At 55.2% G+C, this 14,455-nt stretch carries 12 protein-coding genes; all 12 read left to right on the top strand.

Annotation, left to right across the window (positions count from 1 at the left end):
* The first annotated feature begins 2 nt into the window (after positions 1-2).
* Positions 3-1,655, top strand: a complete 1,653-nt coding sequence (locus KW808_RS10745; protein WP_003860368.1) for a peptidoglycan glycosyltransferase FtsW — start codon at positions 3-5, stop codon at positions 1,653-1,655.
* Positions 1,656-1,684: 29 nt separating this feature from the next.
* A complete protein-coding gene (murG, locus tag KW808_RS10740; protein WP_003860372.1) occupies positions 1,685-2,776 on the top strand; it encodes an undecaprenyldiphospho-muramoylpentapeptide beta-N-acetylglucosaminyltransferase in 1,092 nt (363 codons plus the stop codon).
* A 112-nt stretch (positions 2,777-2,888) separates the two neighbouring features.
* Entirely contained in the window at positions 2,889-4,271 is a 1,383-nt protein-coding gene (gene murC, locus KW808_RS10735; protein WP_230622959.1) for a UDP-N-acetylmuramate--L-alanine ligase, read from the top strand.
* 27 nt (positions 4,272-4,298) lie between these two features.
* Entirely contained in the window at positions 4,299-4,967 is a 669-nt protein-coding gene (gene ftsQ, locus KW808_RS10730) for a cell division protein FtsQ (protein ID WP_003860375.1), read from the top strand.
* Between the two features lie 250 nt (positions 4,968-5,217).
* A complete protein-coding gene (ftsZ, locus tag KW808_RS10725) occupies positions 5,218-6,549 on the top strand; it encodes a cell division protein FtsZ (RefSeq protein ID WP_003860377.1) in 1,332 nt (443 codons plus the stop codon).
* 27 nt (positions 6,550-6,576) lie between these two features.
* A complete protein-coding gene (pgeF, locus tag KW808_RS10720) occupies positions 6,577-7,317 on the top strand; it encodes a peptidoglycan editing factor PgeF (RefSeq protein ID WP_003860378.1) in 741 nt (246 codons plus the stop codon).
* Between the two features lies 1 nt (position 7,318).
* The gene (locus KW808_RS10715; RefSeq protein ID WP_003860380.1) at positions 7,319-8,023 is read left to right on the top strand and encodes a YggS family pyridoxal phosphate-dependent enzyme; all 705 of its coding nucleotides are present in this window, start codon (positions 7,319-7,321) and stop codon (positions 8,021-8,023) included.
* 76 nt (positions 8,024-8,099) lie between these two features.
* A complete protein-coding gene (locus KW808_RS10710) occupies positions 8,100-8,558 on the top strand; it encodes a cell division protein SepF (protein ID WP_003856516.1) in 459 nt (152 codons plus the stop codon).
* A 240-nt stretch (positions 8,559-8,798) separates the two neighbouring features.
* The gene (locus tag KW808_RS10705; RefSeq protein ID WP_003860382.1) at positions 8,799-9,086 is read left to right on the top strand and encodes a YggT family protein; all 288 of its coding nucleotides are present in this window, start codon (positions 8,799-8,801) and stop codon (positions 9,084-9,086) included.
* Between the two features lie 488 nt (positions 9,087-9,574).
* Positions 9,575-10,672: a DivIVA domain-containing protein gene (locus KW808_RS10700; protein ID WP_003860384.1), complete on the top strand. Its 1,098-nt coding sequence runs from the start codon at positions 9,575-9,577 to the stop codon at positions 10,670-10,672.
* Between the two features lie 123 nt (positions 10,673-10,795).
* Positions 10,796-10,966 carry a hypothetical protein gene (locus KW808_RS10695; RefSeq protein WP_162176047.1) on the top strand — a complete coding sequence of 57 codons (171 nt, stop codon included), beginning with the start codon at positions 10,796-10,798 and terminating at the stop codon, positions 10,964-10,966.
* A gap of 320 nt (positions 10,967-11,286) precedes the next feature.
* Complete coding sequence (ileS, locus tag KW808_RS10690) at positions 11,287-14,451, top strand: isoleucine--tRNA ligase (RefSeq protein WP_003860387.1); 3,165 nt, start codon at positions 11,287-11,289, stop codon at positions 14,449-14,451.
* Positions 14,452-14,455 lie beyond the last annotated feature (4 nt).

Here is a 14,455-nt window from a genome sequence, read left to right as displayed (position 1 = left end):
TCATGACCACCGGAGCCTCAAAAAAACCCGCACGTCCGAACACTGGCGCTAAAACCAGAACGGGGCTGGGAATTAGGGAGCGTATTTCCGGTGCATGGAATGATCTTCTCGCGCGCCCTTTAACTGACTACATCATGATCTTGTGCATCGTGGTCATTTTGTCGTGCCTCGGTGTAGTCATGGTGTATTCCTCCTCAATGACATGGTCGTTAAGGGAAGGTGGCTCCGTGTGGGGTACTGCCGTGCGCCAGGGCATCATGATCGTGTTGGGTTTCTTTGCCATGTGGGTGGCGTTGATGACGCGCCCGCAAACCATTAGAAACCTATCCAACCTGATATTGATTGTGTCTATTGTCTTGCTGCTTGCCGTGCAGATTCCTGGCATTGGTACAGGTAAAGAAGAGGTCGGGTCGCAGTCGTGGATTGCTCTTGGACCTATTCAGTTTCAGCCTTCGGAGATCGCCAAAGTGGCCATTGCCGTGTGGGGAGCGCACTACCTCGCAGGCAAGGGCCCTGTGCAGCACTGGTTCAATAACCACTTGATGCGTTTTGGTGGCGTCGGTGCATTCATGGCGTTTTTGATCTTCATGGAAGGCGACGCCGGCATGGCGATGTCTTTCGTGCTGGTTGTATTGTTCATGCTGTTTTTTGCGGGCATCGCCATGGGTTGGATCGCGATTGCCGGCGTACTGATTATCGCAGCCCTCGCAGTCCTGGCAATGGGCGGAGGCTTCCGTTCAAGCCGATTCGAGGTGTATTTCGATGCGCTGTTTGGCAATTTCCACGATGTGCGAGGCATTGCCTTCCAGTCCTATCAGGGCTTCCTCTCTCTTGCAGATGGTTCCGGCTTGGGAGTTGGTTTGGGCCAATCAAGGGCGAAGTGGTTCTACCTGCCCGAAGCTAAAAATGACTTCATCTTTGCCATCATTGGTGAGGAGCTGGGGCTGTGGGGTGGCGCTCTGGTCATCGCACTTTTCGCGGGGCTGCTGTACTTCGGTCTGCGCACAGCCAAGAAGAGCCACGATCCATTCTTGGGCTTGATGGCTGCAACCTTGACGGCATCCGTGGTGTCGCAGGCGTTCATCAACATTGGCTACGTGGTTGGTCTGCTGCCAGTTACTGGTATTCAGCTGCCCATGATTTCCGCCGGTGGTACCTCCGCGATCATTACCTTGGCTTCCATGGGCTTGCTCATTAGCTGTGCACGCCACGAACCAGAGACAGTTTCTGCGATGGCTTCCTATGGACGCCCCGCAATCGATCGACTTCTGGGATTGCGTGAGCCTTCAAGTACTTTGACCACCAGTAATGCATCCTTGCGTTCCAACAAAACCAAGGCCGCTAAACAAAAGCCGAGTCCTCAGAAAGAGTCTCGGGACCGCTTCGGCGAGCCTGTGACCGCACGCCGAGCGCAGGCGCCACGAAGTGGGCGAGCTGGAGTACAATCGGAAGCTCCGCGACGCTCGACTGGTAGCGTCAAAGGTCGAAGCAGTGGTCAGGACAACGGTCGAAGCAACGAAGGTACGGCGCGTAGCCAATCAACTACTGGTGGGCGCGCAGCCGATCGCAGCGTTGATCGAAGTCGTCAAAGCAGGCCTACCGAGCGCCGTTCCGAGTCGCGCGATGATTGGCGTGACAACCGCAACCGCAGATAAATGTGAAATCAGGAGAACTACGAATAAAGATGGCTAACTCCCCAAAACCCATGCGGGTTGTCGTTGCTGGTGGCGGTACCGCAGGACATATTGAGCCTGCGTTGGCAGTGGCTGAAGCGCTGCGCGATAAGCACGGTGCAACAGTTTCGGCTTTAGGTACTGCTCGTGGTTTGGAAACAACCCTGGTGCCTGATCGTGGGTTTGAGCTTCATCTCATCGAGCCGGTTCCAGTCCCACGCAAGCCCAATATGGATTTGTTGAAGCTCCCATTCCGGGTAGCTAAGGCATTAGGCCAAGCACGCAAGGCACTGAAGGACACAGACGCTCAAGCGGTCATCGGCTTTGGCGGTTATGTATCTGCTCCGGCTTATATGGCGGCGAAGTCTTTGGGCTTGCCATTTTTTGTCCACGAAGCCAACGCCCGTGCAGGCATGGCCAACAAATTGGGCGTCAAGCTCGGTGGCGTTGGCCTTAATGCTGTTGCTGGTTCCGGCATGGACGGCGACGTGGTGGGCATTCCGATTCGTGCTGTTTTAAGTGGCGCGCGGGATGAGTCCGCAGCTGACCGAGCCAGGGACACTTGGGGTTTGGACAAGGACCGCCAAACCATTTTTGTCACCGGTGGTTCGCAGGGCTCTGTGAGTATCAACAAGGCCGTCGAGCAAGCTGTAGATCAGCTGGTGGAGGCAGGTTTCCAGGTGCTCCACGCCGTGGGTAAGAAAAACGAGTTGCCTGCAGCGAAACCCGGCTACCATCCCGTTCCGTTTATCGACGATATGCAGGCTGCCTACACCGTTGCTGATCTTATCGTGTGCCGCTCCGGCGCGATGACGGTTGCAGAGGTCACCGCCGCCGGCGTCCCCGCGATTTATGTCCCGCTGCCTCACGGCAACGGTGAGCAGGCTCTCAACGCCCAGGCTGTCATTAAAGCTGGCGCCGCGCGCCAGATCGACGACGCGGACTTCACCGCCCAGACGCTCATCGACGCCACCCTTGACATTCTCCTTCATCCCTCCACACACCAATCGATGTCGGACGCAGCTAAAACCTCCACCGCAGGTAACGCCTCCACGGTGATTGCAGACATGATTGCTGCAACTATCAATAGCCAACACAACTAAAACGACCAGCTCAACGCAAAGGAATAGTTTAAAGGTGACCACTCCACACTTGGATTCTGCACAAGATATTGATCTGTCCCGCGTCCACCTCATCGGTATTGGCGGAGCCGGAATGTCTGGCGTTGCCCGAATCCTGCTTGCCCGCGGTAAGACAGTCACTGGTTCCGATGCCAAAGATTCCCGCACCTTGCTTCCACTCCGCGCCGTGGGAGCCACCATCGCAGTGGGACACGCTGCGGAAAACCTTGAGCTTTCCGGCGAACTTCCCACCGTCGTGGTGACCTCTTTTGCCGCCATTCCGCAAGACAACCCGGAACTTGTTCGTGCACGTGAAGAAGGCATTCCGGTTATTCGTCGCTCCGATCTGTTGGGCGAATTGCTGGAAGGCTCCACCCAGGTTTTGATCGCGGGTACCCACGGTAAGACCTCCACCACCTCTATGTCTGTGGTAGCTATGCAGGCAGCGGGCATGGATCCAAGCTTTGCTATCGGCGGACAGCTCAACAAGGCTGGCACCAATGCGCACCATGGAACTGGTGAGGTCTTTATCGCTGAAGCAGATGAATCTGACGCATCGCTGCTGCGCTACAGGCCAGATGTTGCAGTGGTCACCAATGTGGAACCAGACCACCTGGACTTCTTTAAAACCCCTGAAGCCTACTTCCAAGTGTTCGACGATTTCGCAGGACGCATCACCCCGAACGGCAAGCTGGTTGTGTGCCTGAACGATCCTCACGCAGCGGAGCTGGGGGAGAGGTCTGTCCGCAAGGGTATCAAGACTGTTGGTTACGGTACCGCTGACGCCGTACAGGCACACCCTGAGGTTCCAGCGATGGCTACCATCGTGGATTCCCAAGTTGTCGCAGAAGGCACCCGCGCCACCATCAACATCGATGGACAGGAAGTATCTGTGATTCTTCAAATCCCTGGTGATCACATGGTACTCAACGGTGCAGCCGCCCTGCTGGCCGGATACCTGGTGGGTGGGGACGTCGACAAGCTTGTTGAAGGCTTGTCGGATTTCTCCGGCGTGCGACGCCGCTTTGAGTTCCACGGTGCTATCGAGGGCGGCAAATTTAATGGCGCTGCTATTTATGATGATTACGCACACCACCCAACGGAAGTAACTGCAGTGCTCAGCGCTGCGCGCACCCGGGTGAAGGCCGCTGGAAAGGGCCGTGTCATCGTCGCGTTCCAACCACATTTGTACTCACGCACCATGGAATTCCAAAAGGAGTTCGCGGGGGCACTGTCACTGGCAGACGCTGCCGTGGTGCTTGAGATTTACGGAGCGCGCGAACAACCGGTGGATGGCGTGTCCTCGGAAATCATCACCGATGCGATGACCATTCCAGTGGTGTACGAACCTAATTTCTCTGCAGTCCCAGAACGCATTGCAGAAATCGCAGGACCTAATGACATCGTGCTCACCATGGGTGCAGGTTCCGTGACCATGCTTGCTCCAGAAATCCTGGATCAGCTGCAAAACAATTAGGACGTAAGTGAACAAGGCAGGACTAGCGTGAACAAAAAAGTCATCGCCATTGTTGTGGGTGTGGTTGTTGTCCTCGTGGCAATCCTGGGCGTTGTTGCCTGGTTCGTTCCCATCCTCAAGGTGGGAAACATTGAAGTAACCGGTGCAACGCGCACAGATCCGGATCAAGTACTGGAAGTCTCCGGGATTGTTGAGGGCGAAAACCTCTTCCGCGTCGATGCGACTGCAGCAGGGCAAAACATTGTGGAATTGCCCTGGGTGAAATCGGTGACCGTTAACCGTGCCCTGCCAAGCACCATCACCGTGGAGCTGACAGAGCGTGAGCCTGCAGTGTTCATCAAGCGTGCTGATGGTGACCATGTCATTGACACCGAGGGTAAAGAAATTATCATTGGAACACCCCCGGTGGGAACAGTAGAAGTTTCTGGCGCGGATGAAGGAAACTCAGAAGTGCTTCCTGCGGTTATTGCTGTAATCAACGCAATTAAAGCGCAAGATGCGCAGATGACAGAAAGTATCCAGGTAGTGGAAGCTCCGGATCAATTTGATATCTTGCTGAAAATGAATGACGGCCGGGAAATCTACTGGGGATCCTCGGAAAACAACCACGATAAAGCGGTGGCCATGTCGACTGTTTTGAAGCGGGAAGGCCAACGTTGGAACATTAGCTCACCCTCAATGGTGACAGTCCGCTAAAGTGGCTGGGTAGTTCCGGTTCACCCGTTTCCACAACGCGTTTGCCCACCTCAACAACCCTAAAGTAAAGGTTGAGGGTAGCGACACGCCGCTGTAAATGTCCGACACATTGACGTGTTTTTCGCACAAGATATATGTCAGCCGGATTAACACTTTTAGATAAGCTCTCACAGTGCTGACTGCTTATCTGAGATGAAAATAAAAGCAAAATTTTTTTAGTATCAACTCTTCGAAAGGCGAGACATCGACAATGACCTCACCGAACAACTACCTCGCCAAGATTAAGGTCGTCGGCGTGGGCGGCGGCGGAGTCAACGCCGTCAACCGCATGATTGAAGAAGGCCTCAAAGGCGTGGAGTTCATCGCGGTGAACACCGACTCGCAGGCTCTCATGTTCTCTGATGCCGACGTAAAGCTCGATATCGGACGTGAAGCTACCCGTGGTCTTGGTGCCGGCGCGAACCCAGAAGTTGGACGTGCCTCGGCAGAGGATCACAAGAACGAAATCGAAGAAACCATCAAGGGCGCCGACATGGTCTTCGTTACCGCCGGCGAAGGTGGTGGCACCGGAACTGGTGCTGCACCAGTTGTGGCAGGGATCGCCAAGAAGATGGGCGCACTGACCATTGGTGTTGTGACCAAGCCTTTCGAGTTCGAAGGCCGTCGCCGTACTCGCCAGGCAGAAGAAGGCATCGCAGCACTGAAGGAGGTCTGCGACACCCTCATCGTTATTCCAAATGACCGCCTGCTTGAGCTGGGTGATGCGAACCTGTCCATCATGGAAGCGTTCCGCGCAGCCGATGAAGTTCTCCACAATGGTGTTCAGGGTATTACCAACCTGATCACCATCCCTGGTGTGATCAACGTGGACTTCGCGGACGTTCGCTCCGTCATGTCCGAAGCTGGTTCAGCACTCATGGGTGTGGGCTCTGCACGTGGGGACAACCGCGTTGTCTCTGCAACCGAGCAGGCCATCAACTCTCCACTTCTCGAAGCAACCATGGACGGCGCAACTGGCGTCCTGCTGTCCTTTGCTGGTGGATCCGACCTGGGCCTCATGGAAGTCAACGCAGCTGCATCCATGGTCCGTGAGCGTTCCGATGAAGATGTCAACCTCATCTTCGGTACCATCATCGACGACAACCTGGGCGACGAAGTCCGCGTAACCGTCATCGCGACCGGTTTTGACGCAGCTCGCGCAAGCGCCGCTGAGAACCGCCGCGCAGGCATCTCAGCTGCACCTGCAGCTGAGCCAGTCCAGCAGCAGCAGGTCCCAACCACCAACGCAACCCTTCCACCAGAGAAGGAAAGCATCTTCGGTGGTGCACGTGAGGAGAATGATCCTTACCTGTCCCGCTCTGCTGGTGCACGTCATCGCATTGAGGAGACCCGCTCCGGCGGTGGACTCTTCACCACCGGCAATGATCGCGATTACCGTCGTGATGAGCGCCGCGAAGATCACCGTGACGAGCGCCGCGATGAGCGCCGCGATGACCGTTCCTACGACCGCCGTGATGATCGTCGTGACGATCGCCGCGATGACCGCGGAGACGACCTGGATGTACCCAGCTTCCTCCAGTAATTAAGAAGGAGAATAGACTTATCCACTATGGATAGTCTTGACCCCCGCAACCGCCCCGTCCGCAAGGTCTTCACGACCCGTGCCGGCGGGGTTTCGCAGTCCCCGTATGCTTCCTTCAACCTTGGTGATCACGTCGGCGACGATCCTCAAGCTGTGGCATCCAACCGCAATCGCTTGGCTGACATCATCGGTTTGTCCCCAGACAAGGTGGTGTACATGGAGCAAATTCATTCCAATACCGTCACAGTCACTGATGAAGCCCCAGCGGATGGCCAGGCTGTAGAGGCCACCGATGCGCTAGTGACCACGCAACGAGGGCTAGCGTTGGCCGTCTTGGTCGCTGACTGCGTCCCAGTGCTGCTGTCTGATACAGACGCTGGCGTGATTGCGGCAGTGCATGCAGGCCGCATGGGCGCCCGCAACGGTATCGTGGCTAAAACCATTGCGAAGATGGAGGAGCTCGGCGCGAAACCCAGCCGCATTCATGCGCTCATGGGTGCAGCGGCATCGGGTGCGAACTACGAGGTCCCAGAGGCCATGGCGCGCGATGTGGAAGCCAAACTTCCAGGTTCCATTGCGCGTACGACAAAAGGCACCACAGGACTGGACATCCGCGCAGGGCTGCTGCGTCAAATGCTCAGCCTGGGTGTGCAAATGATTGATTCTGATCCACGTTGCACCATCGAAGACGAAGATCTGTTTTCTTACCGCCGCGAAGGCACGACAGGCCGCCAGGCCGGCGTGGTGTGGCTGCCAAAGGAGGCATAAATTGGAGCGCCGCGAAGAGCTGCAGGTACGACTGCAGCAGGTGCAAGCGCGTATCGACGCGACCCTCAACGAACACAACCGCCCCGAGGGCAGTGTACGTCTGTTGCCGGTCACCAAATTCCACCCCGTGGAAGATATCAAGATCTTACAAGAGCTTGGTGTCACCGCAGTGGGAGAAAACCGCGAACAAGAAGCACGCGCCAAAGCACTCGAACTTCCTGACATGGACTTTCATATGATTGGCCAAATCCAATCAAAGAAAGCCAACTCGATCGCCAGGTGGGCAGCTGCAGTGCACTCCGTTGATAGCGAGAAAATCGCCGAAGCATTGGGCAGGGGAGTAGCCCTTGCATTGGAAAGAGACGACCGCACCAGTGACGAGCTTCCGTGTTTTATTCAACTGAGTTTGGATGGTGACCCGAGCCGAGGTGGAACTCCATTGAGCCAGGTCACACAACTTGCCGATTGCATCAGTGACACCACACATCTGCGTTTTGAGGGCCTCATGTGTGTCCCACCGCTTGGTTGGGACCCTGAAAAAGCTTTTTCCCAGGCAAGAGACGTACTTTCAGGTTTAGAGGAACACTTTGACAGGTCTTTGGAATTTTCGGCAGGTATGTCTGGAGACCTAATTGCTGCGATTAAACACGGCTCAACAATCGTGCGTGTCGGAACTGAAATTCTTGGGAACCGACCGCTAGCGTAGAAAATCAAGTTAAGGGTGTGACGAGCACCCCAGCTGCACATGAAATTTAAGACATTCCAGGTGAAGGGAAACTGCCATGTCCATGCTCAAGAAGACTAAAGAATTCTTCGGACTCGCTCCATACGAAGCGGAGCACGAGGATGCCTACTATGCAGATGAACCACGTTACGAGGGCACCGCTGCGTACGCACCTGAATACCGTGAGCGTGACTACGGCTATGCACCAGAGGCACCAGCCCCTGTTGCTCCATCGCCAGCACCTCGCTCTTACCAGTCCACCATCGTTCCAGTAGAGCTTCATTCCTTTGAAGACGCTCAGGTTATTGGTGGAGCATTTCGCGACGGCGACGCAGTTGTTTTCGACATGAGCTTGCTTTCCCGTGAGGAAGCACGCCGCATTGTGGACTTCGCTGCAGGCCTGTGCTTCGCATTGCGTGGCAAGATGCAGAAGATTGACAGCGTCACCTTCGCTGTCGTTCCAGAGCTGTCCAACATCAGCACTTCCGAGCTCGAGCGCGCCGCACGCATCCGCTAAACACACCCTCGTGGTGTGGATTTACCGGGTCACTACAGCGATGAGTGTGTAACACCATCGCCACATGTGCAGCGTGATCGGAAATCTTTAAGGGGTAATCCCTCAGCCCGTCACAGACCTCTACGGCTCTTTTCCAAGGTCTGGGGCGGGTTTTTGCGTCTATCATGAAGGTGTCGATGATCTTCGTGATCGTTTCCAGTTAATTTCATCTTCTCAACACTTCAGTTAGGCTGTTTCCTCGTGGGTAACATTGCAATATTGATCGCCTGGCTCATCGGTATTTACACATGGGTGCTTGTGGCACGCATCGTGATCGAGATGATCCAGTCATTTTCTAGATCGTTCGCGCCACCAAAGTGGTTCTACTACATTGCCGAGCCAGTTTTCATGGTCACCGATCCACCGGTGAGACTGCTTCGCCGGGTCATTCCACCGCTGCCGCTAGGTAATGTGCGCCTTGATCTTTCCGTCCTTGTGCTCTTTTTCATCCTTTCGATCCTGCGGTCGGTAGTTCTGGTTTTGGCTTAAAAGACCCTAAAAACACCTCTGGAGAAAAATCCCGGATGCCGTTAGGCATGCGGGATTTTCGGGCTTTTACCCCCTTCGCGCACACCCGCAACCGGGCGTCGAAAAGCGTGCTCTTTGAAATTGTGACAAGGATAACAACGGTAACGAATTGATATAGGTGAGCGTGGTTTAAGTTGCATCATTGGGGGTGCAAAGTTTTGTAAACACGCAATTCAAATCACAAATCTGTAACCCTGACGGGTAGGGTTGGCCACGTTCGCTTCACTGTCATTGGCATGAAGCTTTTGGGGTCCTTGTGGCCTTGAAAGTGTGCAGGATTTTTGAATTCTCTTTGGAGTTTTCGGCGCGTATGTCAGATAAAAAATAACTGCTGGCTACAATGGCACGTGAAGAACAGTATGATAAATGGAAATTCCAGTCATGAGAGATTCTTGTGGCTGAGTCCCGGCCCTGCCTGGGGCCACCGTTAAATCGAAGGGAATCCGCAAATGCCGTTGACTCCAGCTGATGTGCATAACGTCGCTTTTAATAAGCCGCCTATCGGCAAGCGTGGCTACAACGAAGACGAGGTTGATCAGTTCCTAGATCTCGTTGAGGACGCCCTCGTTCAGTTCCAAGAGGAAAACGAAGACCTAAAGCAGCAGGTCGAAGAGCTAGAGGCGCAGGTTGCTGGTGGTACTTCTTCCGCTGCTAGTTCCTCAACTGCAGGTGCAGCCACAGCCGCAGCTTCCAAGTCTGTTGACGAGGCAGCGCTGCGCAAGGAAATCGAAGAGAAGCTGCGCTCCGAATACGCATCCAAGCTCGATGATGCCTCCAAGGCCGCTCAGAAGGCTCAAAACGATGCGAAGTCCGCTCAAGATCAGCTACAGCGTGCACAAGCTGACGCAAAGGCAGCTCGCGACGAAGCTGAAAAGGCCAAGGCTGAAGCTAAGTCAGCAGCATCCTCCAGCACCACTAAGGCAGCAGCGGTTGGTGCTGTCGGCGCTGGCACCGGAGCAGCAGTTGCTACAGGTGCTGCAAATGTGGACACCCACATGCAGGCAGCGAAGGTTCTGGGACTCGCACAGGAAATGGCAGACCGCCTGACCTCCGAGGCTCGCTCCGAATCCAAGTCCATGCTGGACGAGGCTCGCGAAGCAGCAGAGAAGCAGATCGAGGAAGCAAACAGCACCTCCAACCGCACTCTGGAAGATGCTCGCGCAAACGCTGAGAAGCAGATCGCTGAAGCGCAGAACCGCGCTGACACTCTGGTCAACGAAGCTGACGCTAAGGCTAAGAACCTGGTTTCCGAAGCCGAGAAGAAGTCCGCAGCCACCCTGGCCGCATCCACCTCTCGTGCAGAAGCTCAGATCCGTCAAGCCGAGGACAAGGCAAACGCCCTCCAGGCAGACGCAGAGCGCAAGCACACCGAAACCATGGCTGCAGTCAAGGAACAGCAGAATGCTCTGGAGACCCGCATCGCGGAACTGCAGACCTTCGAGCGTGAGTACCGCACCCGCCTGAAGTCCCTCCTCGAGGGCCAGCTGGAAGAACTCAACGCACGTGGCTCCTCTGCACCAACCAACAACAAGCCATCTGGTGAGTAAAAAGAAAGATTAGTTATCTTTCACCCGGCTCCCGGGTCCGGACTATATGCGTAAGCATCCGGATCCGGGAGCTTTTTGTTCGGCTTTCATTCCAACATCGTCCATATCGCACTCCAAGGAACTGTGACTCTGGTGTTCTTCGCCGCAATAATTTTGTCTCTTGTCGGTTTTATTCTGTTGGTCATCACCGTGATCGAACCCTCCCATACGTGGACGGTGTTGCTGATTATCGTCGTGGTAGCTGGACTTATATGTTTTGGCATAGACATGTGGAACAAGCGTAAAGCCCACTGAGACTGCACGACTTTTGGATTTTCTAAGGTGCGCTATAATAGTCCACAGTCGTGCAACGGTTGTAGCAATCTTTTCACTCGTTGTGGCGGAGGTTATGATCCGGCAATCACCGGGGAGCTTTTCGGAAGAACGGCACCTTCCCTTAGTGGGAAATGCCTAGTAGAACCGAACGGGTGGGACCGTGAAAGACCTTTTGCGTCAACGAAGTGGAGCTAGTTAATTTAGCTCAAGCTGGGTGGTACCGCGTCCGTTTTTTAGGGCGTCCCCGCAGGTAGAACGATAATTATTGTTACTTGCGTGAAGGATGGGACCGAACACACATGTCTGAAGCCGTTGGCGGAGTTTACCCACAGGTTGATTTATCTGGTGGGTCATCCAGATTTCCAGAGATGGAAGAGAATGTACTGAGCTACTGGAAGAAGGATGACACCTTCCAGGCCAGCATCGATCAGCGCGATGGTGCTGAAGACTACGTCTTTTACGATGGCCCTCCGTTTGCAAACGGTCTGCCACACTACGGCCACCTACTGACTGGTTACGTCAAGGACATTGTTCCTCGCTACCAGACCATGCGTGGCTACCGCGTTCCTCGTGTCTTCGGTTGGGATACCCACGGTCTGCCAGCTGAACTTGAGGCTGAAAAGCAGCTCGGCATCAAGGACAAGGGCGAGATCGAGGCCATGGGTCTTGCCAAGTTCAACGAGTACTGTGCAACCTCCGTGTTGCAGTACACCAAGGAATGGGAAGAGTACGTCACCCGCCAGGCTCGTTGGGTGGACTTTGAAAACGGCTACAAGACCATGGACCTTTCTTTCATGGAGTCCGTGATCTGGGCGTTCAAGGAACTCTACGACAAGGGCCTGATCTACCAGGGTTTCCGCGTTCTTCCTTACTCCTGGGCAGAGCACACCCCACTGTCCAACCAGGAAACCCGACTGGATGACTCCTACAAGCTGCGCCAGGATCCAACCCTGACCGTCACGTTCCCAGTCACCGGTGTCGTCGAAGGTTCTTCTGCAAACGCTGGCCTGGTGGGAGCGTTGGCTCTTGCGTGGACGACCACCCCGTGGACCCTTCCATCCAACCTTGCGTTGGCTGTGAACCCAGCGGTGACCTACGCATTGGTTGAGGTTGCTGAAGACGGTGAGGCAGAATTCGTCGGCAAGCGTGTGCTTTTGGCTAAGGACCTCGTTGATTCCTACGCCAAGGAACTCGGTGCTGAGGCTGTTATCGTTTCTGAGCACCCAGGCTCTGAACTGGTCGGACTGACCTACGAGCCAATCTTTGGATATTTCCGCGATCACGCGAACGGATTCCAGATCCTCGGTGCAGAGTACGTCACCACCGAAGACGGCACCGGTATCGTCCACCAGGCACCAGCTTTCGGTGAAGACGATATGAACACCTGTAACGCTGCCGGCATTGAGCCAGTCATCCCAGTGGACATGGACGGCAAGTTCACCGGTTTGGTTCCTGAATACCAAGGTCAGCTTGTTTTCGATGCGAACAAGGACATCATCAAGGACTTGAAGGCTGCAGGTCGCGTGGTTCGCCACCAGACCATCGAACACTCCTACCCACACTCTTGGCGTTCCGGTGAGCCACTGATCTACATGGCTCTGCCATCTTGGTTTGTGAATGTCACCGAAATCCGCGACCGCATGGTTGAGGTCAACCAGGACATCGAGTGGATGCCAGCGCACATCCGCGACGGCCAGTTCGGCAAGTGGCTAGAAGGTGCCCGCGACTGGAACATCTCCCGTTCCCGTTACTGGGGTTCACCAATTCCAGCATGGGTCTCCGACAACGACGAATACCCACGCGTTGATGTTTATGGTTCCCTCGATGAGCTCGAGGCTGACTTTGGCGTGCGTCCAAAGTCCCTGCACCGCCCAGATATCGATGAACTGACCCGTCCAAACCCAGACGATCCAACCGGAAAGTCCACCATGCGACGCGTCACCGACGTGCTCGATGTGTGGTTTGACTCCGGTTCCATGCCGTTTGCTCAGGTGCACTACCCATTCGAGAACAAAGAGTGGTTTGATACCCACGCACCAGCAGACTTCATCGTGGAGTACATCGGCCAGACCCGTGGCTGGTTCTACCTGCTGCACGTGCTGTCCACCGCACTGTTTGACCGCCCAGCTTTCAAGAAGGTTGTCGCACACGGCATCGTCTTGGGTGATGACGGACTGAAGATGTCCAAGTCCAAGGGCAACTACCCGAACGTCAACGAGGTCTTCGACCGCGACGGTTCCGACGCCATGCGTTGGTTCCTCATGAGTTCCCCAATCCTGCGCGGCGGCAACTTGATTGTCACCGAAAAGGGCATCCGCGAAGGTGTGCGCCAAGCACAGCTTCCAATGTGGAACGCATACTCCTTCCTGCAGCTCTATACCTCCAAGAACGCAACCTGGTCAGTCGACTCCACTGACGTGCTGGACCGCTACATCCTGGCGAAGCTGCACGACTTGGTGGCAGAGACCCAAGCGGCACTTGACAGTACTGACATTGCAAAGGCTTGCGACTTGGTTCGTAACTTCTGTGATGCGTTGACCAACTGGTACGTGCGTCGTTCCCGCGACCGTTTCTGGGCTGGCGATGAAGCACACCCAGAGGCTTTCAACACCTTGTACACCGTGCTGGAAACCCTCACCCGCGTAGCAGCTCCACTGCTGCCAATGACCACCGAAGTGATCTGGCGTGGACTGACCGGCGAGCGTTCTGTGCACCTGACTGATTTCCCATCCGCTGAGTCTTTCCCAGCAGATGCTGATTTGGTTCGCACCATGGATGAGATCCGTGGCGTGTGCTCTGCGGCTTCCTCTGTTCGTAAGGCTCACAAGCTGCGTAACCGTCTGCCACTTCCAGGCCTGACTGTTGCTCTTCCAGATGCTGATCGCCTGGCAGACTTTGCTTCCATCATCCGGGATGAGGTCAACGTAAAGAATGTGGATCTGACCTCTGACGTGGATTCCGTGGGAACCTTCGAGGTTGTTGTTAACGCTAAGGTTGCAGGTCCTCGCTTGGGCAAGGACGTCCAGCGCGTGATCAAGGCTGTGAAGGCTGGCAACTACACCCGCGAAGGCGACGTCGTTGTTGCCGATGGCATCGAGCTCAACGAGGGTGAATTCACCGAGCGTCTCGTAGCAGCAAACCCTGATTCCACCGCGCAGATCGACGGCGTGGATGGACTCGTGGTTCTGGACATGGAAGTAACGGAAGAACTTGAAGCAGAAGGCTGGGCAGCGGACGCGATCCGTGGCCTGCAGGATGCTCGAAAGAACTCCGGCTTTGAGGTTTCTGACCGCATTTCTGTTGTCGTCAGCGTTCCTGAGGACAAGAAGGAATGGATCACCACTCACGCTGATCACATCGCAGCGGAAGTTTTGGCAACCTCCTTTGAGATCGTCACTGATGCTCTCGACGGCGAAACCCACGACATTGTTGCTGGTGTGACCGCGAAGGTGTCTAAGAACTAAGAGT

The organism is [Brevibacterium] flavum, assembly GCF_019317305.1.
GTDB lineage: Bacteria > Actinomycetota > Actinomycetes > Mycobacteriales > Mycobacteriaceae > Corynebacterium > Corynebacterium glutamicum.
This window is presented reverse-complemented; position numbering and strand designations above follow the sequence as displayed.

What these genes read in the sequence shown, in the direction of transcription:
- KW808_RS10745 (WP_003860368.1), top strand. Translation starts at nt 3, where the DNA reads ATGACCACCGGAGCCTCAAAAAAACCCGCACGTCCGAACACTGGCGCT.
- murG (WP_003860372.1), top strand. Translation starts at nt 1,685, where the DNA reads ATGGCTAACTCCCCAAAACCCATGCGGGTTGTCGTTGCTGGTGGCGGT.
- murC (WP_230622959.1), top strand. Translation starts at nt 2,889, where the DNA reads ATGTCTGGCGTTGCCCGAATCCTGCTTGCCCGCGGTAAGACAGTCACT.
- ftsZ (WP_003860377.1), top strand. Translation starts at nt 5,218, where the DNA reads ATGACCTCACCGAACAACTACCTCGCCAAGATTAAGGTCGTCGGCGTG.
- pgeF (WP_003860378.1), top strand. Translation starts at nt 6,577, where the DNA reads ATGGATAGTCTTGACCCCCGCAACCGCCCCGTCCGCAAGGTCTTCACG.
- KW808_RS10710 (WP_003856516.1), top strand. Translation starts at nt 8,100, where the DNA reads ATGTCCATGCTCAAGAAGACTAAAGAATTCTTCGGACTCGCTCCATAC.
- KW808_RS10700 (WP_003860384.1), top strand. Translation starts at nt 9,575, where the DNA reads ATGCCGTTGACTCCAGCTGATGTGCATAACGTCGCTTTTAATAAGCCG.
- ileS (WP_003860387.1), top strand. Translation starts at nt 11,287, where the DNA reads ATGTCTGAAGCCGTTGGCGGAGTTTACCCACAGGTTGATTTATCTGGT.